Source organism: Streptomyces sp. NPDC058045, from assembly GCF_042885635.1.
GTDB lineage: Bacteria > Actinomycetota > Actinomycetes > Streptomycetales > Streptomycetaceae > Streptomyces.
On record NZ_JBHVRR010000009.1, the window covers coordinates 13,982 to 37,882 of the forward strand.

The window sequence follows — 23,901 nt, forward strand, 5'->3', positions numbered from 1 at the left end:
CGGGTGTGCTCCCCCCCGCGGGGCCGCATCGGTCAACCGCGGCGGGGGCCCCGCCCAGACCCTACCCCCCGGCGGGTGGCGGACGGGAACAACCCCCAGGCGGGGGGCCCCCCCGTTTCTGGTGCGGCCCCACTGTGCTGTGTTGCCCGGTCCCCGTTTCACGTGAAACGGGGGCGGGCGAGAGTCAGCGGGTGGCGCCGGTGACCAGCCAGCGGCCGGAGCGGGAGCGAATCCAGAGGGTCGCCATCCGCACCGCCATCATCAGCGTCATCGCACCCCAGAGCGCGGTGAGCCCGCCGTGCAGCACCGGGACGAGCAGGGCCGCGGGCGTGAAGACCACCAGCGTCACAAACATCGCCCCCGCCAGATACGGCCCGTCCCCCGCCCCCATCAGCACCCCGTCCAGTACGAAGACGATGCCGCAGATGGGCTGGGAGACGGCGACCACGATCAGGGCCGGGAAGGCCGCGTCCGCCACCAGGGAGTCACCGGTGAAGAGCGGGACGAACAGCGGTCGGGCGGCCACCACCAGCACCCCCATCACCACACCGGCCGCGATGCCCCACTCCACCATCCGCCGGCACGCGACCCGGGCACCGTCGGTGTCACCCGCGCCCAGATACCGGCCGATGATCGCCTGCCCGGCGATGGCGATGGCGTCCAGGGCGAAGGCGAGCAGGCTCCAGAGCGAGAGCACGATCTGGTGCGCCGCGATGTCCGCGTCACCGAGCCGGGCGGCCACCGCGGTGGCGATCATCAGGATGGCCCGGATGCAGAGGGTGCGTACCAGCAGGGGGGCGCCGGCCTGGGCGGAGGCGCGGATCCCGGCGAGGTCCGGCCGGAGCGAGGCCCCGTGCCGGCGGGCGCCGCGTACCACCACCCAGAGATAGATGACGGCCATGCCGCACTGGGCGATGACGGTGCCCCAGGCGGAGCCCGCGATACCGAGCCCGGCGCCGTAGACCAGCAGTACGTTGAGCACGGCGTTGGCCACGAAGCCGCCGATGGCGACATAGAGCGGGGTGCGGGTGTCCTGGAGTCCGCGGAGGACTCCGGTCGCGGCGAGGACGACCAGCATCGCGGGGATGCCGAAGGCGGAGATCCGGAGATAGGTGACGGCGTAGGGGGCGGCCGTGTGGGAGGCGCCGAAGAGGTCGATCAGTGCGGGCGCGGTGGGCAGCACCACGGCGATCACGGCGGCGCCGAGGATGAGGGCGAGCCAGATCCCGTCCATGCCCTGGCGGATCGCGGCACCGAGATCGTCGGCGCCGACCCGGCGGGCGACGGCCGCGGTGGTGGCGTAGGCGAGGAAGACGAAGATGCTGACCGCAGTGGTCAGCATGGCGGAGGCGACGGCGAGCCCGGCGAGTTGGGCGGTGCCGAGGTGGCCCACGATGGCGCTGTCGGCCATGACGAAGAGGGGCTCGGCGACGAGTGCGCCGAAGGCCGGTACGGCGAGAGCGATGATCTCCCGGTCATGCTTTCGGCGTCCGGCCCTGGCCGCCGCGGAAGCCTGTGTCATGGGCACCAATCTAATCTTCCACAGGTAAGAGATGCAATGCTAATAGGACCCTTACTGACTGTTCGAGGATGTGGACGGTTGTGCACTGCTGAGGGTGATCTTGAGCCGGTGGCAAAACTTTTTCTTCTGCACAGCCGGTGGATGGGAAAATAGCAGGTCAGCATGGGTGTGTGGAAAGTGCTGAGGGCTTGTTCACAGGCCTGTCCACCGTGTCGTGCACAGGTTTTGCCGAGTTCTCCACAGGCTGGGGCCCGTCATCCACAGCGCCTGTGGATAACCAGATTGGCTGACGGTGCCGAGAGGCCTAACGTAGTGCGGCGCCCGGACCCTCCCGCGACCTCGGAAACGTCACAGAACCGACGCCTTCCCCACCGGAGTCGGGCCGCTTGTCTTGTCAGTGCCGTGCCGTAGGAATGAGGGGCACAGCGAGGTCCGCACGGCGGACGGAGGAGGTGGCCCGGTGAGTATCTCCGAGCCCTTGGACGACCCGTGGGCCGACAGCGGTCCCAGCGATCGTCTCCCCGCCTCCCGCCGCGAGGAGCGCCGCTCCGCCCGCGACGAGCAGCACGACCGCGGCGGCGCGGGCGGCCCCTGGGACGGCGGCTCCTCCTTCGAGCGAGTCCCGCCCCAGGACCTGGACGCGGAGCAGTCCGTCCTCGGCGGGATGCTCCTGTCCAAGGACGCCATCGCCGACGTGGTGGAGGTCCTCAAGGGCCCCGACTTCTACCGCCCCGCCCACGAGACCGTCTACCAGGCCATCCTCGACCTGTACGCCAGGGGCGAGCCGGCCGACCCGATCACCGTCGCCGCCGAGCTGACCAAGCGCGGCGAGATCACCCGCGTCGGCGGCGTCTCCTATCTGCACACCCTGGTCCAGACGGTGCCCACCGCGGCCAACGCCGAGTACTACGCGGAGATCGTCCACGAGCGCGCGGTGCTGCGCCGCCTGGTCGAGGCCGGCACCCGGATCACCCAGATGGGATACGCGGCCGACGGCGATGTGGACGAGATCGTCAACACGGCGCAGGCCGAGCTGTACGCCGTCACCGAGCAGCGCACCAGCGAGGACTACCTGCCGCTCGGCGACATCATGGAGGGCGCGCTAGACGAGATCGAGGCGATCGGCTCCCGCAACGGTGAGATGACCGGAGTCCCCACCGGCTTCACCGACTTCGACTCCCTCACCAACGGCCTGCACCCCGGCCAGATGGTCGTCATCGCCGCCCGCCCCGCGATGGGCAAGGCCCTCGCCCTGGACACCCCCCTGCCCACCCCGTCCGGCTGGACCACCATGGGCGAGGTCCGCGAGGGCGACCACCTCATCGGCGCCGACGGCCGCCCCACCCGGGTCGTCGCGGCAACGGAGGTGATGCGTGAACGCCCTTGCTACCGCGTGGAGTTCGACGACGGCACGCGGCTCACCGCCGACGCGGACCACCAGTGGCTCACCGACACCCCGCCCGGTGCCGGCGGCCGTGCCGTCCGGACCACCAAGGAGATCGCCGAGACGCTGTACCTCCCCGGCTCGGACACCCTGCCCCGGCACAGCGTCCCCACCACCGCCCCCCTGGACCTCCCCGACCGCCAGGATCTGCCCGTCCCGCCCCGCACCCTCGGCGCCCGACTCGGTGGCGGCAGCGGTCAGGGCGGGGGGGCCGGAGGCCGAGACGACGGGGAGGCCGCGGCGCCGCTGCCGCCGCAGTACCTCCGGGCCTCCGTTGAGCAGCGCCGAGCCCTGCTCGCCGGGCTGCTGGAGACGGGCGGTACCGAACTGGCGGACGGGGCCCACCGGTTCAGCACCCACCGCCGTCCGCTCGCCGAAGCCGTCCGCGAACTGATCCTGGGCCTGGGCCTGCGCTGCGGCCAGGTGGCTGCCACCTCCGGCCGCGCTGACGGCCGAGCAAGCGAACGCCAACCGGGCTTGTACAGCGTCGAGTTCCCCTCTGCCGTAGAGCTGCCGGGCAGTCGGCAGATCACCGAGGTGCGCGAGATCCCCTCGGTGCCGGTGCGCTGCGTCCAGGTGGCCAACGCCGACCACCTCTACCTCGCCGGCCGCTCCATGGTGCCGACCCACAACAGCACCCTCGCCCTGGACTTCGCCCGCACCGCCGCGATCAAGAACAACCTGCCCAGCGTCATCTTCTCGCTGGAGATGGGGCGCAACGAGATCGCGATGCGGCTGCTCTCCGCGGAAGCCCGGGTGGCCCTCCACCACATGCGGTCCGGCACCATGACCGACGAGGACTGGACCCGGCTGGCCCGCCGGATGCCGGACGTCTCCGCCGCCCCCCTCTACATCGACGACTCGCCCAACCTGTCGATGATGGAGATCCGCGCCAAGTGCCGCCGCCTCAAGCAGCGCAACGATCTCAAGCTCGTCGTCATCGACTACCTCCAGCTCATGCAGTCCGGCGGATCCAAGCGCGCCGAGAGCCGCCAGCAGGAGGTCTCCGACATGTCGCGGAATCTCAAGCTGCTGGCCAAGGAGCTGGAGCTCCCGGTGATCGCCCTCTCCCAGCTCAACCGAGGCCCCGAGCAGCGCACCGACAAGAAACCGATGGTCTCCGACCTGCGCGAATCCGGCTCCATCGAGCAGGACGCCGACATGGTCGTCCTACTCCACCGCGAGGACGCCTACGAGAAGGAGTCCCCCCGCGCCGGCGAGGCCGACCTCATCGTCGCCAAACACCGAAACGGCCCCACCGCCACCATCACCGTCGCCTTCCAGGGCCACTACTCCCGCTTCGTGGACATGGCCCAGACGTGAGGGGGGCGGCGCGCGGTCCCGCTGACCTCTCGGCTCCGTACCCGCCTCTTGGCATCATCGCGACATGCCCCCGACGCCTCCCCGCACCGTCCGAGCTGTCGACACCGCTCAGCTCCTGGAGCTGGCCGAGGAAGCCGCCATGCACGGCTTCAGCCAGCGTCTTCCGGGCGACTGGCTGTGAGAGCACCTCGCCCCAGAGGCGACGCACTACCTGTTCCCGACGCTCATTCAGCGGCTCACGCACCGTCCGGAAACGCCGCTCCAGTGGAGGTGCCAGCAACTTCTCACTGTCCGCACCGGAGAACAGATCTGGGGTCTCCTTGACGTTCTTCCCGACACGTTCGACACGATCCCGGAGACCTTGGACGCGGCGTCCAAGAAAGACATCGTCAGCCGCATCAAGCGAGCAACTACCGTGCGCGAGTGGGTGGAACGGAGGGCGCCCAAAACAGGTTTGTGCCGCCCCTGGTAGCGGTGCAACTGTCAGTGGGTGCTGGGAACCTGACTCCATGCCCGCCCACCCCCTCCGCTTCGCGCAGGCCACTTCCCCGCACCGACAGACGTGGCCAGGGCATCGGCATGGCCCTGATGAGGCACGTCCGGACCGTCGCTCGCGATGAGATGGGGCTTGAGCAGTTGCATCTGGCAGTCCGGGCCGGCGTTGGGTTGGAGGCCTTCTACGAACGGCTCGGGTGGAAGGAGATCGGGCGCTGGCCTGGGGCCCTTCGGCTGGGGTCCGGCGACGATCGCGATGAAGTGCTCATGTTCCTCGAACTCGGGGCTGAGGACATGACACGTTCCTGAGCGAGAAGCCCAGCGACATGGCTTGAGAGGTCGTACCGCGTGGTGTCTTCAGCCCGCTTGGAAGAACGCGAGCATTCTCTGGGCGGCGTCCGGTGAGGTCAGCAGCTTCTGGATGTCCGCGGACATCCGGGCCGCGGCGGCGGTCCGTTCGAACATCTCGCTTTCGTATGCGCTGACGGCTGTGGGGAAGTCGTCGGGGTGTGCGGACAGTGCGAGGCCGAGCAAGGCGCCGTCGAGTAGTGCCATATTGGCGCCCTCTCCCACGGGCGGCATCAGGTGCGCGGCGTCGCCGAGCAGTGTGACGCCCGGCGTCGACGGCCAGGTCAGGCCGGCCGGGAGGCTGGTGATCGGCCGCGGCACGATGGTGTCGTCGCAGGCCGCGATCAGTGCGGTGATCCGCGGGTCCCAGCCGTCGAGCAGGCCGATCAGCCGGGAACGGGCGGCGGCCGGATCCTCGAACGGGATCCCACTGGTAGCGAACCAATCCTCGCCGGTGCGGTAGAAGCTGAGGCCGATACGCACGCGGCCGTCGCCGTTGCGCTGCGCCGCCAGCGACAACCCGTCGCCGAGCACCCAGTAGTTGCCGCGCCCGACCATCGCCGCGAGGTCGGGATGCGTGCGGTCGATGTCTGGAATGCCGATCTCGATGATGTTCTGGCCGATGTGCGCCGGGCGGGCGTCGGTGAGCAGGGCGCGTACCCGGGATCGCGCGCCGTCGGCCCCGACCAGCAGGTCGTAGGTCGCGCTGCCGCCGTCGGCGAAGTGGAGCCGGCTGTTGTCAGCGGACTTGAATGTGTGGCCCCAGCGCACGGTGTGTGCGGGGAGGGAGTCCAGCAGGAGGTCGCGGAGATCGGTGCGGTCGACCTCGGGTCGGTCGAGCGGGGCGTCAGCGGGTGTGTCCTCCTGGAGCAGCAGGGTGCCGTCCGGCTGGAGAAGACGCATGTCCTGGCCTTCGCGGCGGGCGATCCGCTGGAACCGGTCGAACAGACCGGCCTCGTGCAGCGCCCGCTGGCCGGAGTGGATGTCGATCATGCCGCCCTGCCCGCGCGCATCGCGTGACGATTCACGTTCATAGACGACGGCGTCGATGCCGTTCCGATGAAGCACCCTGGCGAGCGCCAACCCGCCCAGCCCTGCTCCGACTATGGCGATGGTCATTGCTGCTCCTTCCTCCGATACGGCGTACTGGTCGATACACTGTATCGACCGATGCATTGTACTGTTGCGGCATGTTGGTATGGGAGAGGCCGGAGCCGCCGCAGCGACCTGTTCCGGCGCCGTTGAGCCGGGAACGGATTGTGCGGGCGGCGATCCGACTGGCCGACGCGGACGGCCTGGACGGGGTGTCGCTGCGCAAGGTCGCCACCGCGCTGGATGTCCGTCCGATGCGGCTGTACGGCTACATCGACAGCAAGGAAGAGCTGCTCGACCTGATGGTCGACGCCGCCTACGCCGAGATCCGGCCTGCCGGAGACGGCTGGCGGGCGGTGCTCCGGTCGCTTGCCGAAGCCACCCGGCACGCCGCTCACCAGCACGAATGGCTCGCCGATCTCTTGGGCGGGCGACCCCAACTCGGGCCCCATGCGCTGGCCAGCGGGGAGACGGTCACGGCCGCCCTGGACGAGGTCGAGGTGGACGCCGTCATGCCGGTGGTCGCCGCGGTCAACGCCTATGTGGTCGGCGCGGTGCGCCGGGAGATCGCCGAGCGGCGAGCGGAGCGGGTCACCGGCCTGGACGAGAAGCACTGGCAGGCCTCCCTCGGGCCCTACCTGGAGCGCACCTTCGCCACGGGCCGATTCCCCGCGCTGGCCACAGTGGTGCACGATGCCGCCCATCTGGATGCCGACGAGACCTTCCGGACCGGCCTCGACTTTCTGCTCGACGGCATCGAGGCGCGCATCTCCGGGTGACGCCCTTGGGATTCCGCCCGTTCCACGTCAGTTGACGTCCCGGCTGGCTGAAATGTGGTCGACGGCCGGGGGTGGGGCGGGGTGGACTGGGGGGATGACTGGTGTTGCGGATGAGGTGTTGTTGCCGGGGACGCGGCGGGCGCTGGTGCGTCGGCTGGCGGTGGGGCAGGCGGAGGGGCGGGCGCCGTCGATGGTGGCCGCTGTGGTGCGGGACGGGGAGGTGGTCTGGCAGGGGGCCCGCTCCGGTATGAGCGGGCCGGCGCCGGACGGGAATGTGCAGTACCGGATCGGGTCGATCACCAAGACGTTCACCGCGGTGCTGGTGCTGCGGCTCCGTGACGAGGGGCTGCTCGATCTGGGGGATCCGCTGGAGAAGCATCTGCCCGGTACCGGCGTCGGTGAGGTGACCGTCCGCCAACTGCTGGCGCACACCGCCGGGTTGGCCGCTGAGACGCCCGGCCAGTGGTGGGAGCGCAGCCCCTCCTCGCTTCGGCCGGGGCTTGCCGATGTCCTTGGTGAGGAGCCGTCCCGTCATCCCACCGGGCAGCGCTTCCACTACTCGAATCCGGGCTACACCCTGCTCGGTGCCCTGGTGGCGGAGGTGCGGCAGGCGTCCTGGGAGGAGGTCCTGCGGCGCGAACTGCTGGAGCCGCTGGGGCTTGACCGGACCACGGTGCAGCCGTTGGCGCCGTATGCGGGTGGCTGGGCGGTGCATCCATGGGCCGATGTGCTGCTGCCGGAGCCGGCTGAGGATCTGGGGATCATGGGCCCGGCCGGCTGCCTCTGGTCCACCACCGGGGATCTGGCCCGTTTCGCCGCCTTTCTGGCGCGCGGCGACGAACGAGTGCTGAGCGCGGAGTCGGTACTGGAGATGCGGACGCCCGCGGCGCCCCCGGACAGCCCCGGGCTGGCCGCCGGTGACGGCTATGGCCTCGGCGTACAGATCCATCGGCAGGGCGATCGGGCGCTGGTGGGTCACTCCGGTTCGCTGCCGGGCTATCTCGCCGCACTGGTGCTGGATGTGGAGGAGGGGCTTGCCTCCGTCGTCCTCGCCAACTGCACCTCCGGCGCTGCGGTCTACTCGGTCGCCGCCGATCTGATCGAGACGGTGGCCGCGGCCGAGCCCAGGATTCCGGCGCCCTGGCATCCGCTGAACGAAGTCGACCCTGCGGTACTGGAGTTGGCGGGGCCCTGGTACTGGGGGACGCAGGTGCTGGCGCTGCGGCCCACTGCCGGTGGCGGGGTGGATCTGGCGCCGGTGGACGGTGTGGGGCGGGCTTCCCGGTTCCGGGCGAACGCGGACGGTACCTGGACCGGGCTCGACGGCTACTACGCGGGGGAGGTGCTGGCCGCGGTCCGGCGGGCGGACGGTGGGGTGAGCCATCTCGATCTGGGCTCGTTCGTCTTCACCCGGGAGCCTTATGAGGCGGGTGCACCGGTGCCGGGTGGAGTGGACCCCGGGGGATGGCGCCCGCTCCCCTCCTGAGATTCCTGAGAACGCCGCTGACGGAAGTCGGTTGCCGTGGCAGGGCCGGTCCGGCTGTTTCACGTGAAACGCCTGCAACCGCCCCTGCCCATAAGGGACTTCAGAAAGGGAGATGTCAGAGCTGCATCTTGAATCCGACGTGGCTGGCGGTGAAGCCCAGCCGTTCATAGAAGCGGCGGGCGTCGGTGCGGGTCATGTCCGAGGTGAACTCCACGAGTTGGCAGCCGGAGCGACGGGACTCCTCGACGGCCCACCCGATGAGCTGGCTGCCCAGTCCATTGCCGCGTTCCTCCGCGTGGATACGGACTCCCTCGATGAGCGAGCGCGTCGCCCCACGTCGGGAGAGTCCGGGGATGACGGTCAGTTGCAGGGTGCCCACCACCCGGTCCGCGCGGACGGCCACTATCTGGCGCTGGTTCGGATCCGCGGCCAGCCGAGCAAAGGCCTCCCGGTACGGGGTGAGGTCCTTGGGGCTCTCCCGCTGGGCGCCCAGCGGATCGTCCGCCAGCATCGCCACGATGGCGGGAAGGTCCTCAGCGGTCGCCGCTCTGATCTCAAGCTCTCCCATAACAGGCAGCCTAGGAGGTCCCGCGGCCCGGCCCGTGCCCTGGGGTTCGCTCAGCCTGCGGCCACCGTCAGCGGGGCGAAGCGGCGGCGCCAGTCACCCGGCAGCTTCGGGATGCCCAGCGCCATGACGGCGTTCTCCGTGATCAGCCTCAGCCCGCAATCCTTCAACCAGTCGAGAAGTACGCCGTGTTGTACGTCGATATCGGTGCGGAGATCCCGGTCGCTGTCCTGGGCGAGGGCGGTGATCAGGGCCTGGGCGGTGGCCGGATCCCGGGCTACCAGTGGGCCGAGGACATGGGTGTCCTCGTTGGGCCAGGCTGCGGCGAAACCGATCAACTCGTCCCCGGCCTCGGCCACCCGCAGCAGATCGGCGAAGGCCGGCAGCCTGGTGAGCATCAGGGTGCGATCGGTGCCGAAGACCTCCAGGTCGAGCGCCAGCATGGCGGGCAGGTCCTCCGCGGTGGCGGGCCGGACCCGGATCCCGCCCGCCGTGGCTCCCTGCGCCCCGTCCGGCGAAGCGGCCGAAAAGCGACCCCGCACCATCTCGGCCCGGCCCACCATCTTGAAGCCGAGTTGTTCGTAGAGCGGGCGCCCGGTCTCCGTGGCGTAGAGGGTGAGCGGCGCTCCATCGGCCTCCGCGATGACATGGCTCAGCAGCCGTCGGCCCACCCCGCGTCGGGCATACCTCTCGGCGACGAGCATCATGCCGAGCGCCTGGAGTTCGGGCCGGGCCGCGGCACCGTAGGACGTGACCACGCAGGCGCTGACCAGGCCGCCCTCGGGGGCGTCGATTCCATAGCCCTGGCCCGCGGTGAGCAGCAGGCCCCATTTGTGGTCCTCGCGTGGCCAGCCCCGGTCTTCGGAGAGGTCGGCACAGGCCGAGCGGTCCTGCGGGGTGAGGCGGCGGACGGGCAGTGAACTGAGCGAGGGTGTCGACACGGGCTCAGGTTGTCCGACGGAGGTTGCCGGCGTCCACCGCTTTGCGGTCGGCGGAGCGTAGCTTTCGGCCACGTCGAGTAAGCCCCCAGGGCTTCAAAACGGAAATCGCGGTCATAAAGAGATAGACGCTGAGCGAGACACCGGGCGCCACCAGGAGATTGCCCGCAGAGGTCACCGTCTCGCCTGAACTGGCTTGTGCCGCGGCCTCGTTGATACCGGGACGCAGCAGCAGGATGGACAGTCCGGTGGTGATCAGCGTCAGCCAGAACTTGAGGTAGACCCACCAGTGCCGGGCCAGGCCCCAGCGGGTGCCCAGGGAGAGCAGCAGACCGCTGAGCAGCGTGCCCAAGGCGAGCGGGATCACCAGCCAATCCGAGAACACCTTCATGGATCGGTAGGAGGCCTCCGCCACTTCCGGTGAGCCGCTGCCGACCGCGGTGACGGAGAGCCCGAACAGCCCCAGGGTGACCCCGAGCCAGCAGGCGGAGGCCGCGACATGGACGACGAGTACGGCCCGACGGGCCCGGCGTTGAAGTTTCACGTGGAACACCGTGCCGCCGCGGCCCGTCCCCTCGCGTCCCACAGCGGGAGTAACCCCGGCTACCGGGCTCGGCGTACATCACCGGCCCGGCGCGGGCCTGCCGCCCTGCCGGTGCCCGGGTGGGACGAGCGTCAGCCCAGATCCGGTGCGTGCATTGCGCGTACGCCCTCGATGTTTCCGTCGAGGTAGTGGCGCAGGGAGAGTGGGACCAGATGGACGGAGGCGATGCCGACGCGGGTGAACGGGATGCGGACGATCTCGTACTCCCCGCAGGGCTCCTCGATCTCGGGGCCGTGGCGCTGCGCGGTGTCCATGGACTCCAGGCGGCAGACGAAGAAGTGCTGCACCTTGACGCCGGTCGCGCCGCCGTCGGCACCGATATGTTCCACGGTGTCCACAAAGCACGGCACCACATCGGTGATCTTGGCGCCCAGTTCCTCATGCACCTCGCGGTGAAGGGCGTCGACCACGGTGGCATCCCCGGGCTCGACTCCACCGCCCGGAGTCACCCAGTACGGGTCGACGCCGGGCTTGGTGCGTTTGATCAGGATCAGATGGTCGCCGTCGAGCAGGACGGCGCGTGCGGTGCGTTTGACCACGGGACGAACGGTCATGGGGGAAATGTGGCCCCGGCTGTTCCACGTGAAACATCCCGGGGCCTGTCAGCTGGGCGGGCGCCGGTCACCGACAGGAACCGGTCTGGCTGAGGCCTGCAATGGATCAGCCTTGAGTGGCGGCCTCGTCCAGGGCGCGCCGGACGTCAGCCAGGAGGTCGGCCTCGTCCTCCGCGCCGGCCGAGAAGCGGACGAAGCCCTCGGGTACATCGTCCCCGCCCCAGCGTCCGCGGCGTTCCGCAGTGGAGCGCAGGCCGCCGAAGCTGGTGGCGTCGTCGACCAGCCGCAGCGCCCCCAGAAAAAGCTCCGCGTGTTCGCGGGACGGCAGCGTGAAGGACAGCACACAACCGAAGCCGCGCATCTGCCGGGCGGCCACCGAGTGCGAGGGGTCGTCGGGCAGGCCCGGGTAGCGCAGCCCGGACACCTCGGGCCGATGGCGCAGCGCCTCGGCGAGGGCCAGGGCATTGGCGTTCTGGCGGGCGGCGCGCAGCGGCAGTGTGGCCAGCGAGCGGTGGGCGAGCCAGGCCTCCATCGGGCCCTGGATGGCGCCGACGATCTTGCGCCAGCGCCGTACCGGCTCCAGCAGTTCCGGCTCCCGGCAGGCCACATAGCCGAGGAGGATGTCGCCGTGCCCGGTGAGCTGCTTGGTGCCGCTGGCGACCGCGAAGTCGGCGCCCAGCTCCAGCGGCCGCTGGCCGAGCGGGGTGGCCAGGGTGTTGTCGACGGCGACCAGGGCGCCGCGGCGGTGTGCCTCCGCGGCCAGCCGCCGTACATCGCAGACGTCCAGCCCCGGATTGGACGGGGTCTCCAGCCACAGCAGCCGCGCCCCGTCGAGCACCTCCAACTGGGCGTCGCCGCCGGTCGGGGCGGTGCGTACCTCGATGCCGAAGGCCTCCAACTGCTCGCGGACCAGCGGGAAGACCTGGTAGCCGTCGGACGGAAGGACCACCGCGTCGCCGCTGCGCAGCGCGGAGAAGAGCACCGCGGAGATGGCGGCCATGCCGGAGGGGAAGATCAGCGTGGCCGCGTCCGGGTCGCCCGGCGCCTCCAACTCGCCGATGGCGCGCTCCAGATGGGTCCAGGTCGGATTGGAGTCCCGGCCGTAGGTGTAGGGCCCGGTCGGCTCGCCGGGCAGATGGAAGTGGGCGGCGAAGACCGGTCCGGGCAGCGTCGGCTCGTACTTGGCCGGCTCGGGCAGCCCGGCCCGTACCGCCCGTGTCCCGTCGCCCGGACCGTCGGCTCCCACCGTTGCGTTGCTGTGCTCTTCCTCGGTCATGCCGCCCTGCCTTCCACCGTCCCGGAGACCTCGGCGAGCAGTCCCTCGCACCCGGCCACCACCATCTTCAGGCAGGTCTCGAATCCCCCGATCCCGCCGTAGTAAGGGTCCGGTACGTCCGAATCGGTGCCGGCACAGGGGTCGTAGGAGCGCAGCAGGCGGACCTTGGCCGCGTCCTCGGGGGTGGGAGCGAGGGCGCGCAACTTCCGCAGGTGCCCGCTGTCCAGCGCGATCACCAGGTCCAGTTCCGCGAACCAGGAGGCGTGGAACTGCCGGGCGCTGTGCTCGGTCCCGTATCCGGCGCCGGTGAGGACGGCGACCGTACGCGGGTCGGCGGCGTCGCCCTCGTGCCAGCCGTCGGTGCCGGCGCTGTCCACCGAGACCAGCGGGTCGAGTCCGGCCTCGGCCAGCATGGTCCGGAAGACCTGCTCGGCCATCGGCGAGCGGCAGATATTGCCGGTGCAGACGAAGCAGAGGCGGTAGGCGCGGTGCGGCATCGCGGGTCAGTCCTCGTCGGGCAGTGCGAGGTGGAGCGCCCAGGAGACCACGGAGATGATCAGGCCGCCCAGGACCGCGGTCCAGAAGCCGTCGACGTGGAAGCTCACATGAAGGATGCCGGTCACCCATGAAGTCAGCATCAGCATCAGCGCGTTGACGACCAGCGTGATCAGGCCGAGGGTCAGGATGAACAGCGGAAAGGTCAGCACCTGGACGACGGGCTTGACCAGAACGTTCACCACGCCGAAGATCAGCGCCACCACTATCAGGGTGAGTGCCTTGTCACCGGTGCTGTGCCCGGTCAGGGTGATCTTGTCCAGTACCCATACGGCGACGGCCAGGGCGGCGGCGTTGGCGAGCGTCTTGACTACGAAATTCCTCATGGGGCGATCGTGGCAGACTCAGGCGATCACGCGCGTACGGGCGAGGGGCTGGCGAAGCGATGAAGGCATTCCGACTGGACGACCTGGAGGCGGAGCGGGCCGCCAACAACGGCGCCTATCTGCAGTTCCTCCGCGAACGCAATATGTCGGTGGGGCTCTATGCACTCGACGCGGGTGCCACCGATCCGCAGCAGCCGCACCAGCAGGACGAGGTGTACTTCGTGGTGAGCGGCCGCGCCTCGGTCACCGTGGGGGACGAGACCACCCAGGTCGCCCGCGGCAGTGTGGTCTATGTGCCGGCCGGGGTGATGCACCGCTTCCACCACATCAGCGAGGACCTGCGGGTGCTGGTGGTCTTCTCGCCGCCGGAGAGCTGAGCCGCAGCCCGGTCGGGGGCCGGGGCCGGGGTTCCCTAGGGGACGGGTCAGGGAAGGACCGGGGCCGGAGCGGGCCCGCCGGGCGCGGCCGCGTCCTAGCATCGGGAGCAGGCGGACGGCCGTCCGGGCATCAGGCGCCCGGCTTCCCGATCCGCCGCGGGAAACCGGCCGGGTCCGTGATCCGGGGAGTGGGAAGCGCCGGGGACAGACCGTTCCGGAGCGACGAGGAAGCGAGGTAAGGACGATGGCGGTGCGGGAGATCTTCGCGGGCCTGCCCTGGTGGGTGAAGTGGGTGGCGGTGCCGCTCATCGCGCTCTTCGTGTTCGGCGGACTGATCGTCGGCATCCTCCAGGTCCTGGTCGGCCTGCTCTTCAAGGTGCTGATCTTCGTGGCGCTGGTCGGCGGACTCATCTATGTCGTAGGGAAGTTCAGGTCCAACTCCTCGTCCAGGGGCGACTGGTAGCCGCTCGCGGAGGGTGCTGGGCTGGCGGGGGCAGGATAGGGACGGCGTCCCTCGCGCGGGGGAAGTTTCCGCACTCCGTGGACAGGGGCCGGGCCGCGGCGGCTAGGGTCCTGGGATCGACGACCCGGTCCGTCGAGCGCACCTCCGCCCGTGAACCGGCCGAGACCGGCCACCCCTCGGCCCCTCGCGCTTCGGGAGTGACCATGGCCCCCGCCGACCTCCGCCCCGTACCCGCGTCCGCGCATGTGCCCCGCGGCTCCGCCGGCGCCCCGGCTCCGCCCGTCGCCCCTGTCGCCAAGAGCGGCACCGGGGCCGGGCCGACGCTGATCGGGTCCGTACAGCGGGCGCTGCGGCTGCTGGAGTCCGCCGCGGCACACAGCGGCGGTGCGCCCGCCAAGCAGTTGGCCCGTGAGGCGCGGCTCCCGCTGCCCACCGCGTACCACCTGCTGCGGACCCTCACCCATGAGGGATATCTGCGGCGTGAGGGCGGCGTCTTCCATCTCGCCGAGGCGGCCGAGCGGCTGGCGCGGAGCGCCGGTGTCCAGCAACGGCGCCTGAGAATGGGCGAGTCACTGCGGCATCTGCACCAACTCATCGGCGCCGCCGTCTACTTCGCGGTCTACCGGGAGGGCGAGATCGATCTGGTGTCGGTCGCGGACTCACCGGTCGGCCCCGCCGTCGAGGAGTGGGCCGACTTCCGCGAGACGGGCCATGCGCACGCCATCGGACAGTGCCTGCTCTCCCAACTGGACGACGAGGCAAGGCAGGACCATCTCTCCCGCCACCCCGTCCGGCAGATCACGCCCTATGGCGCGCCCGACGCGCCCACGCTGCTGCGGCGGCTCGACCGGGCGGGCCGGATGCGGCCGATCTTCGAGCGGCAGGAGTACGCCCTCGGCACCGAGTGCGCGGCCATCCCGATCACTGTGGGTGCGACCGCCGCCACCCTCGCCATCTCCCTTCCCTCGCACCGGAGTTCGGCTCTGGAGGCGCTTGCCCTGCGGCTCCAGCGGGAGATCGGCGGGCTGCTCGGGACACTCGACATCTCTATCAGCATCTGAAAACTCACTCCTTGTGATCTGATGTGCACAGTGAGCAAGATGCCACCAGCGCCGGGGACTTGTGCCCGGCCAGTCGACGGCAAACGACGGGGTAGGCGATGCGCGAGTCGGTACAGGCCGAGGTCATGATGAGCTTTCTCGTCTCGGACGAGCTCTCTTTCCGGATCCCGGTGGAGCTCCGTTACGAGACGGATGATCCGTATGCCGTGCGGTTCACCTTCCATCTGCCCGGCGATGCGCCTGTGACCTGGGCGTTCGGACGGGAGTTGCTGGTGGACGGGGTCGCCGGGCCGTGCGGTGACGGCGATGTGCACATCTGGCCCACCGATTCCGAGGTGCTGGACGAGGTGTTCATCCGGCTCCAGGTCGGCGCGGACCAGGCGCTGTTCCGGGCCGGCGCGGCCCCCCTGGTCGCGTTCCTCGACCGCACCGACCGGCTGGTGCCGCTCGGGCAGGAGCAGAAGCTGGCCGACTACGACACCATGCTCGACGAGACGCTGGACCGGATCCTCGCGGAGCAGAGTGCGGGCTGACACGCCCGCCCGCACATGCCAGCCGTAACGCTTCAGCAACGGCCCGCCGCCTTCCGCCAGTTGAAGAGCGGCGGCCCGCCGGACGCCCCGCCCCGGGGCCGGGCTCAGCGCTTGCGGCGCCGCCCTCCGCCGCCCCGCCCCGACCGGGCGGGCCCGCGACCCCCCGGCACCGGCCCCACCGCACTCCCGGAACTGCCCACCCCCGCAGGCCCGTTCACCGGCACAGCCCCCGCGCCGCCCGCCACCGGCACGCTCCCGGCGCCCCCCTCCGGCCGGTCCGCGGAGACGACCAGGGTGGCCAGCAGCGTCGTCACCGGTACCGAGGCGACCAGGCCGATCGAGCCCACCAGCGTCCGTACGATCTCCTCCGCCACCAGTTCGCTGCCCGCCACGGTGCCCACTCCGCTGCGGGCCACCGAGAAGAGCAGCAGCAGCGGCAGGGCGGCACCCGCGTAGGCCAGGACCAGGGTGTTGACGACGGACGCGATGTGGTCGCGGCCGATCCGGATGGCCGCCCGGTAGAGCCGCCGCCGTCCCATCGAGGGGTCGGCCTGGTGCAGCTCCCACACCGCGGAGGTCTGGGTGACGGTCACATCGTCGAGCACCCCGAGCGAGCCGATGACGACTCCGGCCAGCAGCAGCCCGCTCATGTCGATGGACGGGTACAGGCCGTGGATGAGGCCGGTGCTGTCGTCGGTGTTGCCGGTGAGCGCGGCCCAGCCGATGAAGAGGGAGCCGAGCAGCCCGATCAGCAGCAGCGAGACCAGGGTGCCGAGCACCGCCACCGAGGTGCGGGCGTTGACGCCATGGCAGGTGTAGAGCGCGATCAGCATGATGGCGCTGGCCCCGATCACCGCCACCACCAGCGGATTCGAGCCCTGGAGGACGGCCGGCAGGATGAACAGCGTCAGCACCAGGAAGCTCACCGCGAGCGCCACCAGCGCCAGCAGCCCCCGCAGCCGCCCCACCGCGACCACCGCCAGCGCGAAGATCCCCGCCAGCAGCACCATCGGGAACTTCCGCTCCACATCGCTGACCGAGTACTGGAGTTCATGCGGGGCGTCGGGCGCGTAGGAGACCACCACGCCCTGGTGGGCGTGGAGTTGGCGCGGGGAGTCGGGCCGGACGATCTCGGTGAAGGTGCGGCCGCGGTCCTTGCCGGTGTCGACCCGGACGGTCGCCTTGCCGCAGGCCCCGGCCGGCTTCCGCTGGGCCGAACCGCCGTCCGCGGCAGGGGCGTTGCCACCGGAGCCACCGGCACCGCCCGGGTCGCCGGTGCCACCGGCGCCGCCCGAGCCGTCGGCGTTCACCGAGGAGCACGGCACCTTCTCCACCTGGACCACGGTGGCCTGTTGGGTCTGCCGGTCGAAGCCGACCCCGGAACGCTGGTGCGGCGGGGCGCCGCCGGGCCACAGTGCCACCAGCCCCACCACCACGGCCACCGCGAACGGGATGAGCACCGCCGCGATCACCTTCCGCAGATGCCGCGAGACGGGCGCCGCCGGGCCGTGCCCATGGCTGTGGCCGTGCTCGGGCGGGTGCGGCGGTGGCTGAGGGGGCTGTTGCATGGAGGTCACCTGCCGATCATCCCAAGAAGCGGACGTCCCTGTTCACAGAGCGCCTCCGCACGTTAGCTTAGAAGCGCTTTTGCACACGCGGGAGCTCGGAGCACCGGGCTGAGAGGGCGCTGACCTGCGCATTCGCGAGGACCGTACGGCGATGACGTACGGGCACACCTCGCGTGCGGGAACGGCTGCGTCGACCGCTGAACCTGTTACCGGGTAATGCCGGCGTAGGGAGTTAGGTCACATGACCGCATCTGACGCACACCTGCCTGCCTCCGTCCCGTCCGAGGGGACCGGAAGCACCACGGAGGACGGGCACACCACCGGCTGGCACAAGGGATATCTCACAGGGCCCGAGGGCACCCGCCCGGACCTGCGGGTCCCGGTCCGCCGAGTCCACCTCACCAACGGCCGGGCCGTCACCCTGTACGACACCTCGGGGCCGTACACCGATCCGGAGACCGAGACCGACGTCCGGCGGGGGCTCGCGCCGCTGCGGGAGAACTGGATCATCGCCCGCGGCGACACCGCGGAGTACGCGGGTCGCCCCGTCCGCCCCGAGGACGACGGCATCAAGCACACCTCGCCGCGCGGCGGGCTGCGCAATCTGGACGCGGTGTTCCCCGGCCGCCCCCGCCAGCCCCGCCGCGGCCGCACCGGCCGGGCGGTGACCCAACTCGCCTACGCACGGCGGGGCGAGATCACCCCGGAGATGGAGTACGTCGCCATCCGGGAGAACCTCGCGCCCGAGACGGTGCGCGAGGAGATCGCGGCCGGCCGCGCCGTACTGCCGGCCAACGTCAACCACCCCGAGACCGAGCCCATGATCATCGGCAAGCGGTTCCTGGTGAAGGTCAACGCCAACATCGGGAACTCCGCGGTCACTTCCTCCATCGAGGAGGAGGTGGAGAAGATGACCTGGGCCACCCGCTGGGGCGCCGACACCGTCATGGACCTCTCCACCGGCCGCAACATCCACACCACCCGCGAGTGGGTCCTGCGCAACTCACCCGTCCCCATCGGCACCGTCCCGCTCTACCAGGCACTGGAGAAGGTCGACGGCCGTGCGGAGGAGCTGAGTTGGGAGGTGTACAAGGACACCGTCGTCGAACAGGCCGAGCAGGGCGTGGACTATATGACGGTGCACGCCGGAGTGCGCCTGCCGTACGTCCCGCTCACCGCGAACCGCAAGACCGGCATCGTCTCCCGCGGCGGCTCCATCATGGCCGCCTGGTGCCTGGCCCACCACCGCGAGAGCTTCCTCTACGAGCACTTCGAGGAACTCTGCGAGATCCTCGCCGCCTTCGACGTTACCTACTCACTCGGCGACGGACTGCGCCCCGGTTCCATCGCGGACGCCAACGACCGTGCCCAGTTCGCCGAGTTGGAGACCCTGGGCGAGCTGAACCGGATCGCCAGGCGGCACGAGGTGCAGACCATGATCGAGGGCCCGGGCCATGTCCCCATGCACAAGATCAAGGAGAACATCGACCTCCAGCAGCAGATCTGCGAAGAGGCGCCCTTCTACACCCTCGGCCCCCTCACCACCGACATCGCCCCCGCCTACGACCACATCACCTCCGGCATCGGCGCCGCCATGATCGGCTGGTGGGGCACCGCCATGCTCTGCTACGTCACACCCAAGGAGCACCTGGGCCTGCCCAACCGCGACGACGTCAAGACCGGCGTCATCACCTACAAGATCGCGGCCCATGCGGCGGACCTCGCCAAGGGCCACCCGGGCGCCCAGGACTGGGACGACGAACTCTCCGACGCCCGCTTCGAGTTCCGCTGGGAGGACCAGTTCAACCTGGCCCTCGACCCGGACACGGCCCGAGAGTTCCACGACGAGACCCTCCCCGCCGAACCCGCCAAGACGGCCCACTTCTGCTCCATGTGCGGCCCGAGGTTCTGCTCGATGAAGATCAGCAGAAGCATCACAGAGCAGTTCGGCGGCGACGACCCGCTGACCAGCGACGATGAGGCTCGGATGGGGATGCTGGCCAAGTCGGCCGAGTTCGCTGCGCGGGGGAACCGGCTCTACCTGCCGATCGCGGACTGATCTTCTGACGTCTCAGTGATCGCCTGCACAGAGATCGCCCCTGGCTCCGGGATGTCGAGCTGGGGGCGAGTCGCATTGTTGGTTAGGCGGTGTTGATGTTGCCCGTGGACGCGGCGCGGGCTGGGCGGTCATGCGGGCTCCGTGGGGTTGCTGACGAGAGCGGGTCGGCTGGCCACCTCGTGGAGGTGATCACGGAGAGCGAGGGATCGCAACGTGCCCTGCCGGTCTCCGTCCGCTGCCTGTGCGCGTGCTTGCAGCCTCAGCAGCCGTGCATTGATGGAGCCCGACGCGATACCGTGAGCTATCTCGTCAGACTGACGTGAAGTCTCGACTTGCATTCGTCGCCTCGTCGGTCTGAGATCCTGGAGACCATGAGCGAGAGGTGCCGCAGGTATGGAGTGGAAGACCCACGGTGAGCGTCAGATCTACACCAACAAGTGGGTGAACCTGTGTCTGGTCGATGTCCAGCAGCCGGACGGTCGGAGGTGGGAGTACCACGTCGTCCGTCTCCGGCACCTGGCCGTGGCCGCGGTGGTCAATGACCGCCAAGAGGTCCTGATGATGTGGCGGCACCGCTTCATCACAGACTCGTGGGCCTGGGAGCTGCCCATGGGTCTGGTGGAAGAAGGGGAGACACCGGAAGAGGCTGCGGCCCGTGAGGTTCTGGAGGAGACGGGCTGGCGTCCCGGCCCCGTCAAACCGCTGATCTACGCCGAGCCGGCCAACGGGATCACCGACTCACAACACCACGTCTTCCGGATCGACGGCGCTACCTACGCCGGGCCGCCCACGGAGAAGAACGAGTCCGACCGCATCGAGTGGATTCCCCTCTCGGAGGTACGGGGCATGATCGACCGTCGGGAAGTCGTAAGCAGTGGCTCACTCGTCGGCCTGCTGTACCTGCTCATGGCTGAAGGGGTTCGCTGACCTGCGGGAGGAGTTCCCGCAGCCTCGCTTCGAAGGCCAGCGCTACAGGCTGTTGCCGGTACGGGGCCAACTGGCCGTAGAACTCCCTGAGATGGCCTGAAACTCGCTCGGACGAAACCGCGGATGCGGGTTCAAGTGCTCGCATGGCGGTGTGGCACGCCTGGTCGAGCTTGCCTTGATCCAACTGCGTACGCGCCAGCCAGAACGAGTGGAACGCACGGCCGCGCTGATTGGTGCGGTCTTCGCGTCGCAAGGCGTCCGTGATCAAGGGTTCGGCTGTGGCTGCTTCGCCCAGTCGACCGTGCGCGATGCCCGTGTCCACGATGAGCTTCGGCTCATCGAAGTAGGTGACCCAAGAAGGGTCGGGGTCACTCGCCTGGATCTGCTCGAAATGACGGTGGGCTTCTCCGATCGCCCGGTGAGTGGAATCCCGGTTGCCGAGGGTGGCGTGAGCGAAGGCTTCGCGCATGGACAACATGGACAGGACACGTGAGGTGGTGCCGAGATCTGAGCGGGCCTGGTCCTGGGCGGCCGTTACGAATGCCAGCGAATCCGCGGGCTTGTCCTGGTAGGTCGCCTGCAAGCTCATGCAGGCAAGTACGTTGGCCATGAACTGGCGGTCGTCGGTTTCCTTGGCCAGTTGCAGGGCCTCGGTGAAGTAGGCACGAGCCTGGTTGTACTGGCGGGCGTCGAAGTAGGTCCAACCGGTGAGGCGGGCCAACTCGGCCGCGATCCCGTACAGGCCGCGCTGGATGGACGGCGGCCGGTTCTCCTTCAAGAGCCCGACGACATGGCGGAGTTGGCCGACGATGGCTGGCCTCAGCGCCTCGCCGCCATGCTGGTCGTCCCGCCTCCAGTAGTCCTCGATGGAGGAGCGGAAGGCTTCAAGTGAGGCTGCGTTGAGGCTTGTTCGAGTTGTCAGCGCCAGGATGCTGTCTACATCGGGGCCGGGCACTGATACAGGGGCCTGCTGCTCGGGCTCCAGTCGCTCCGGAATCTCTCGCTCGGTGGCCGCAAGGGCTTGGGGCGTCTCCCACACCCGACGGGCAAGTCCAAGCATGTGTCCCGGGATGCGCAACCCATCCGAGATGCGCTCGATGACGTCCATGTGCTGCAACTGGCGTTGCCCCGCGATCACTTCACCGACCCGGCTCGGGGTCAGCTCACAGCGCCTGGCGATCATCGACGGATAGATGCCTGCCTTGACCTTCACCAGCCGGAAGACCCTGGCGAAGTCCCGCATCCGGCACGCATCGATCATTTCCGGATCGGTGAGCAGCCTGGCCGGCAGTTCCTGCGGCCGGTCGGCGTCAGGCATTGGCTCGCTCCCCACTGCGAGGGCAACGCAAGGTCGTTGGGCTTCTACTTACCGCGATGTTACCCAAGTTGGGTAATCAGCCTGACCTTTTGGCGGCCTCCTCCGGATCGCCATGCTCCTTTCCATGGCAAGCAACCAGCAGACCAGACTGAACCGAAGGGGGTCGCATCGTGCCCATGCCAGAACACCCGACACAGGAAGCTCCACCCTGCTGCCCGCCACCAACCGGCCCGCCGCAACAAGCCGTGTTCGCCAGTGATCCCGGCTCCGTCAGCAAGGCGCGCGCGTATGCGCGTGAGGTCGTGGAGCATTACGCGCCGGACGCTCCGCGCACCCTCATCGAGGACCTACAGTTGATCGTTTCCGAGCTGGTCACCAACTCCATCCGGTACGGGACCGAGCCGGGCGACTCGGTAGCTGTCGTCCTCTCCGCGTCGGCGGGCCGGGTGCGTGTCGAGGTGCACGACCCGTCGCGGCGGTACCCGAGGTTCAAGGCTCCGAGTGCGGACCGCCAGCGCGGACGCGGCTTGATCGTCCTCGACGCCTTGGCGCACAAGTGGGGTGTCGCTCCCCGCCCGTTCGGGAAATTCGTCTGGGCGGAGCTGGCATGGCACTGATCATCCGAGCTGTGCCCGGTCCCGAGTTCGTCCCCGGGTGCACGGTGCGGACGTGGCTCGACGTGACCCCGGTCGGGCCGATGGCGCACATCCTGATCGGCCACCGGCCGCCGCGGCGACCAAGGGAGACGGCCAAGGGCATTGAGGCCAGTCTGATGGGCATGGTCGACGGGATGCGCCTGCGCCCGTCCGCCGAGCGGCTGTCGTCCGTCGGCGCGCATCTGCTGATCCGCAGCCCCCATGTCGCCCTCGACTACGGGCATCCGCAGTACCTCATGGGGCTGGCGGCCACGACTCCGGAGTGGCGCTCGCACATCGCCAGCGGATGGCCGACGTGCGTGACGATCGGCCTCGATCCCATACCGCCGGGCGCCGGCCCCGATGCACTCGACCAGTACGTCGAACGCATCCTCGCCACCAACCGGGCACACATGGGCGTGACGACCGTCCGCAACGGCTGATGTTCGAGAACCCGGACGAGAGCGACGGTTGACCTGCACCGCCGCGTTCGCGTTCTCCTGCCGCGAGTGAGGGCGGTGGCTACTGCGGCTCGCGCGTGTCCTTCCCGAAGTGCCAACAGCAGCAAGGAGCTTCCATGATGGATGACGCTCTGATCGCAGATCTTGAAGTGACGGCCCTCCTCTACGAGCCGCAACCGGGGCCGGTCGACCCGAAGAACTGCGTTACGTGTGCGGCACTCGTGATCGTGTTGGAGGAATCAACCGAACAGAACGACAAGGTGGGCCTGATGGAGGTAGCCACCAGGATGGCGGATCACGCCAAGTACGGGCATCCCGAGGACACGCGCATCGAACGCCTCCTGGGGAGCCTGTTCAAAGGCAACGAGACCTAGCGGGACTGTCGTCGTAGCGGGAAGCGCTCGGCACACTCGCCGTCGAAATCTAGCCGCTGCTCCAGTAAGCCGCCGCGTTGTCCCCTACACCCCCCGAAGGGGACAGCGCGGCTTCCTCGGCGCTCGCCGCTCGCCGCCCGTCCTGTGAGCGGCGAGCGCCAAAATGTGACCGGACCACCCCTCTGCCTGGACAGCGTTCTGGGGTGGTCCGGTCTGGAATCCCTGGTCAGGACCCCGGTGCCGATGGTACCGGGGCGCTTGGCGTGCCCGAAGTGCGGGTACGGCTGCGGCTGCAATACCGGCTTCGCGTTTTCGAATGGAGGTCCTGACCTGAGCCGACGAAAGTCAGCCACGACGGCGGGCGCGCCGACTGAGCACCCGTCACGTGGCCTCCAACAACCCTGTTCGGCCTCAGCCACGCTTCTTCCATCGTCACGGCCGTGCACTGCCTCGGGCCTGGGCGTTGTCCCCGCGCGGCATCGCAACTGGGTCCGGATTGCGGCGCTGAACGCCATGTGGCTTGGGGCAGCGGGCAGTTGGGCGGGGTGGTTGCGCTGGTGGGCGTCGGCCTGGTCCTGGTGCCCGGAGTGGTCGGGTTGGTTCCTGGTCTGCACTGTCCGCCTTGGTCAGATTGCGCGCTGAGCGGGCGGGGGCTGCCGGAGCGGGGCGGCAGACAGGAGCGTCGGCGGCCCCCGGCCGCCCGCGCGCGCGGCCCCCCCCCGCGGGGCCCCCAGTAACACAAAAAAAAAAAAAAAAAAAACCCCAACCCCGGTGGAACAGCCCGGGGGCAGGGCGCGGGCCCCGGGCAACCCCCCCCA

The 23,901-nt window shown here is 69.6% G+C and carries 23 protein-coding genes, 2 pseudogenes and 1 riboswitch; of the genes and pseudogenes, 14 read left to right on the forward strand and 11 right to left on the reverse strand.

The window, feature by feature from the left end; genetic code table 11:
* Positions 1 to 184 precede the first annotated feature (184 nt).
* Entirely contained in the window at positions 185 to 1,522 is a 1,338-nt protein-coding gene (locus ACFVST_RS08070; RefSeq protein WP_390148022.1) for an MATE family efflux transporter, read from the reverse strand.
* Between the two features lie 460 nt (positions 1,523 to 1,982).
* Here ACFVST_RS08070 and dnaB point away from each other — a divergent pair, with 460 nt between their 5' ends.
* The 3 genes and pseudogenes from dnaB to ACFVST_RS08085 form a co-directional block, all read left to right on the forward strand.
* The gene (gene dnaB, locus ACFVST_RS08075) at positions 1,983 to 4,289 is read left to right on the forward strand and encodes a replicative DNA helicase (RefSeq protein ID WP_390148024.1); all 2,307 of its coding nucleotides are present in this window, start codon (positions 1,983 to 1,985) and stop codon (positions 4,287 to 4,289) included.
* Between the two features lie 64 nt (positions 4,290 to 4,353).
* A pseudogene (locus ACFVST_RS08080) lies at positions 4,354 to 4,761 on the forward strand (hypothetical protein).
* Positions 4,762 to 4,850: 89 nt separating this feature from the next.
* Positions 4,851 to 5,093, forward strand: a pseudogene (locus tag ACFVST_RS08085) (GNAT family N-acetyltransferase); the annotation flags it as partial.
* A 48-nt stretch (positions 5,094 to 5,141) separates the two neighbouring features.
* Here ACFVST_RS08085 and ACFVST_RS08090 read toward each other — a convergent pair.
* On the reverse strand, positions 5,142 to 6,251 hold the full coding sequence (locus ACFVST_RS08090; protein ID WP_390148026.1) for an FAD-dependent oxidoreductase: 1,110 nt from the start codon (positions 6,249 to 6,251) through the stop codon (positions 5,142 to 5,144).
* 71 nt (positions 6,252 to 6,322) lie between these two features.
* Here ACFVST_RS08090 and ACFVST_RS08095 point away from each other — a divergent pair, with 71 nt between their 5' ends.
* Positions 6,323 to 7,003: a TetR/AcrR family transcriptional regulator gene (locus ACFVST_RS08095; RefSeq protein WP_390148028.1), complete on the forward strand. Its 681-nt coding sequence runs from the start codon at positions 6,323 to 6,325 to the stop codon at positions 7,001 to 7,003.
* Between the two features lie 94 nt (positions 7,004 to 7,097).
* Entirely contained in the window at positions 7,098 to 8,489 is a 1,392-nt protein-coding gene (locus ACFVST_RS08100) for a serine hydrolase domain-containing protein (RefSeq protein ID WP_390148030.1), read from the forward strand.
* 115 nt (positions 8,490 to 8,604) lie between these two features.
* On the opposite strand, the gene ACFVST_RS08105 is transcribed toward ACFVST_RS08100, so the two are convergent.
* From ACFVST_RS08105 to ACFVST_RS08135, 7 genes are all read right to left on the reverse strand, one after another.
* The gene (locus ACFVST_RS08105; protein ID WP_390148032.1) at positions 8,605 to 9,057 is read right to left on the reverse strand and encodes a GNAT family N-acetyltransferase; all 453 of its coding nucleotides are present in this window, start codon (positions 9,055 to 9,057) and stop codon (positions 8,605 to 8,607) included.
* A 50-nt stretch (positions 9,058 to 9,107) separates the two neighbouring features.
* Positions 9,108 to 9,995, reverse strand: a complete 888-nt coding sequence (locus ACFVST_RS08110) for a GNAT family N-acetyltransferase (RefSeq protein ID WP_390148033.1) — start codon at positions 9,993 to 9,995, stop codon at positions 9,108 to 9,110.
* A 4-nt stretch (positions 9,996 to 9,999) separates the two neighbouring features.
* Positions 10,000 to 10,536 carry a DUF2269 domain-containing protein gene (locus tag ACFVST_RS08115; protein WP_390148035.1) on the reverse strand — a complete coding sequence of 179 codons (537 nt, stop codon included), beginning with the start codon at positions 10,534 to 10,536 and terminating at the stop codon, positions 10,000 to 10,002.
* Between the two features lie 131 nt (positions 10,537 to 10,667).
* Positions 10,668 to 11,150 (reverse strand): NUDIX domain-containing protein, encoded by a 483-nt coding sequence (locus ACFVST_RS08120; RefSeq protein ID WP_390148037.1) that lies wholly within the window; start codon positions 11,148 to 11,150, stop codon positions 10,668 to 10,670.
* A gap of 106 nt (positions 11,151 to 11,256) precedes the next feature.
* On the reverse strand, positions 11,257 to 12,426 hold the full coding sequence (locus ACFVST_RS08125; protein ID WP_390148039.1) for a cystathionine gamma-lyase: 1,170 nt from the start codon (positions 12,424 to 12,426) through the stop codon (positions 11,257 to 11,259).
* Positions 12,423 to 12,923 (reverse strand): low molecular weight protein-tyrosine-phosphatase, encoded by a 501-nt coding sequence (locus tag ACFVST_RS08130; RefSeq protein ID WP_390148041.1) that lies wholly within the window; start codon positions 12,921 to 12,923, stop codon positions 12,423 to 12,425. Before ACFVST_RS08130 ends, ACFVST_RS08125 begins: the two co-directional genes overlap by 4 nt.
* A gap of 6 nt (positions 12,924 to 12,929) precedes the next feature.
* On the reverse strand, positions 12,930 to 13,307 hold the full coding sequence (locus ACFVST_RS08135; protein ID WP_390148043.1) for a phage holin family protein: 378 nt from the start codon (positions 13,305 to 13,307) through the stop codon (positions 12,930 to 12,932).
* A 59-nt stretch (positions 13,308 to 13,366) separates the two neighbouring features.
* Here ACFVST_RS08135 and ACFVST_RS08140 point away from each other — a divergent pair, with 59 nt between their 5' ends.
* The 4 genes from ACFVST_RS08140 to ACFVST_RS08155 all read left to right on the forward strand — a co-directional run bounded on the left by ACFVST_RS08140 (position 13,367) and on the right by ACFVST_RS08155 (position 15,741).
* Entirely contained in the window at positions 13,367 to 13,684 is a 318-nt protein-coding gene (locus tag ACFVST_RS08140) for a cupin domain-containing protein (RefSeq protein ID WP_390148045.1), read from the forward strand.
* Positions 13,685 to 13,934: 250 nt separating this feature from the next.
* Positions 13,935 to 14,147 (forward strand): DUF5326 family protein, encoded by a 213-nt coding sequence (locus tag ACFVST_RS08145; protein WP_390148047.1) that lies wholly within the window; start codon positions 13,935 to 13,937, stop codon positions 14,145 to 14,147.
* Between the two features lie 203 nt (positions 14,148 to 14,350).
* Positions 14,351 to 15,208 (forward strand): IclR family transcriptional regulator, encoded by an 858-nt coding sequence (locus ACFVST_RS08150; RefSeq protein ID WP_390148049.1) that lies wholly within the window; start codon positions 14,351 to 14,353, stop codon positions 15,206 to 15,208.
* Positions 15,209 to 15,306: 98 nt separating this feature from the next.
* Positions 15,307 to 15,741 (forward strand): SsgA family sporulation/cell division regulator, encoded by a 435-nt coding sequence (locus ACFVST_RS08155; RefSeq protein WP_390148051.1) that lies wholly within the window; start codon positions 15,307 to 15,309, stop codon positions 15,739 to 15,741.
* A gap of 104 nt (positions 15,742 to 15,845) precedes the next feature.
* Here ACFVST_RS08155 and ACFVST_RS08160 read toward each other — a convergent pair whose 3' ends face one another.
* Positions 15,846 to 17,309, reverse strand: a complete 1,464-nt coding sequence (locus ACFVST_RS08160; RefSeq protein ID WP_390148053.1) for a YibE/F family protein — start codon at positions 17,307 to 17,309, stop codon at positions 15,846 to 15,848.
* A gap of 77 nt (positions 17,310 to 17,386) precedes the next feature.
* A riboswitch (TPP riboswitch) is annotated at positions 17,387 to 17,557 on the forward strand.
* Here ACFVST_RS08160 and thiC point away from each other — a divergent pair.
* Positions 17,551 to 19,368 (forward strand): phosphomethylpyrimidine synthase ThiC, encoded by a 1,818-nt coding sequence (gene thiC, locus ACFVST_RS08165; RefSeq protein ID WP_390148055.1) that lies wholly within the window; start codon positions 17,551 to 17,553, stop codon positions 19,366 to 19,368. Its footprint overlaps the riboswitch before it by 7 nt.
* A gap of 393 nt (positions 19,369 to 19,761) precedes the next feature.
* Positions 19,762 to 20,295, forward strand: coding sequence for an NUDIX hydrolase (locus ACFVST_RS08170; RefSeq protein WP_390148057.1), 534 nt, complete (start codon positions 19,762 to 19,764; stop codon positions 20,293 to 20,295).
* Here the strand turns inward: ACFVST_RS08170 and ACFVST_RS08175 are convergent.
* Positions 20,273 to 21,613, reverse strand: a complete 1,341-nt coding sequence (locus ACFVST_RS08175; protein ID WP_390148059.1) for a hypothetical protein — start codon at positions 21,611 to 21,613, stop codon at positions 20,273 to 20,275. The genes ACFVST_RS08170 and ACFVST_RS08175 overlap by 23 nt on opposite strands.
* Positions 21,614 to 21,858: 245 nt before the next feature.
* Between ACFVST_RS08175 and ACFVST_RS08180 the strand changes: the two genes are divergently transcribed.
* From ACFVST_RS08180 to ACFVST_RS08190, 3 genes are all read left to right on the forward strand, one after another.
* Positions 21,859 to 22,230, forward strand: a complete 372-nt coding sequence (locus ACFVST_RS08180) for an ATP-binding protein (RefSeq protein ID WP_390148061.1) — start codon at positions 21,859 to 21,861, stop codon at positions 22,228 to 22,230.
* The gene (locus tag ACFVST_RS08185; protein WP_390148063.1) at positions 22,221 to 22,691 is read left to right on the forward strand and encodes a hypothetical protein; all 471 of its coding nucleotides are present in this window, start codon (positions 22,221 to 22,223) and stop codon (positions 22,689 to 22,691) included. Before ACFVST_RS08180 ends, ACFVST_RS08185 begins: the two co-directional genes overlap by 10 nt.
* Before the next feature lie 134 nt (positions 22,692 to 22,825).
* Positions 22,826 to 23,083 (forward strand): hypothetical protein, encoded by a 258-nt coding sequence (locus ACFVST_RS08190; protein ID WP_390148064.1) that lies wholly within the window; start codon positions 22,826 to 22,828, stop codon positions 23,081 to 23,083.
* Positions 23,084 to 23,901 lie beyond the last annotated feature (818 nt).

Coding starts and splice junctions, on each gene's coding strand:
- ACFVST_RS08150 (WP_390148049.1), top strand. CDS start 14,351: ATGGCCCCCGCCGACCTCCGCCCCGTACCCGCGTCCGCGCATGTGCCC.
- ACFVST_RS08160 (WP_390148053.1), bottom strand. CDS start 17,309: ATGCAACAGCCCCCTCAGCCACCGCCGCACCCGCCCGAGCACGGCCAC.
- thiC (WP_390148055.1), top strand. CDS start 17,551: ATGACCGCATCTGACGCACACCTGCCTGCCTCCGTCCCGTCCGAGGGG.
- ACFVST_RS08105 (WP_390148032.1), bottom strand. CDS start 9,057: ATGGGAGAGCTTGAGATCAGAGCGGCGACCGCTGAGGACCTTCCCGCC.
- ACFVST_RS08090 (WP_390148026.1), bottom strand. CDS start 6,251: ATGACCATCGCCATAGTCGGAGCAGGGCTGGGCGGGTTGGCGCTCGCC.
- ACFVST_RS08140 (WP_390148045.1), top strand. CDS start 13,367: ATGAAGGCATTCCGACTGGACGACCTGGAGGCGGAGCGGGCCGCCAAC.
- ACFVST_RS08135 (WP_390148043.1), bottom strand. CDS start 13,307: ATGAGGAATTTCGTAGTCAAGACGCTCGCCAACGCCGCCGCCCTGGCC.
- ACFVST_RS08120 (WP_390148037.1), bottom strand. CDS start 11,150: ATGACCGTTCGTCCCGTGGTCAAACGCACCGCACGCGCCGTCCTGCTC.
- ACFVST_RS08155 (WP_390148051.1), top strand. CDS start 15,307: ATGCGCGAGTCGGTACAGGCCGAGGTCATGATGAGCTTTCTCGTCTCG.
- ACFVST_RS08095 (WP_390148028.1), top strand. CDS start 6,323: ATGTTGGTATGGGAGAGGCCGGAGCCGCCGCAGCGACCTGTTCCGGCG.
- ACFVST_RS08185 (WP_390148063.1), top strand. CDS start 22,221: ATGGCACTGATCATCCGAGCTGTGCCCGGTCCCGAGTTCGTCCCCGGG.
- ACFVST_RS08190 (WP_390148064.1), top strand. CDS start 22,826: ATGATGGATGACGCTCTGATCGCAGATCTTGAAGTGACGGCCCTCCTC.
- ACFVST_RS08125 (WP_390148039.1), bottom strand. CDS start 12,426: ATGACCGAGGAAGAGCACAGCAACGCAACGGTGGGAGCCGACGGTCCG.
- ACFVST_RS08175 (WP_390148059.1), bottom strand. CDS start 21,613: ATGCCTGACGCCGACCGGCCGCAGGAACTGCCGGCCAGGCTGCTCACC.
- ACFVST_RS08130 (WP_390148041.1), bottom strand. CDS start 12,923: ATGCCGCACCGCGCCTACCGCCTCTGCTTCGTCTGCACCGGCAATATC.
- ACFVST_RS08170 (WP_390148057.1), top strand. CDS start 19,762: ATGGAGTGGAAGACCCACGGTGAGCGTCAGATCTACACCAACAAGTGG.
- ACFVST_RS08100 (WP_390148030.1), top strand. CDS start 7,098: ATGACTGGTGTTGCGGATGAGGTGTTGTTGCCGGGGACGCGGCGGGCG.
- ACFVST_RS08070 (WP_390148022.1), bottom strand. CDS start 1,522: ATGACACAGGCTTCCGCGGCGGCCAGGGCCGGACGCCGAAAGCATGAC.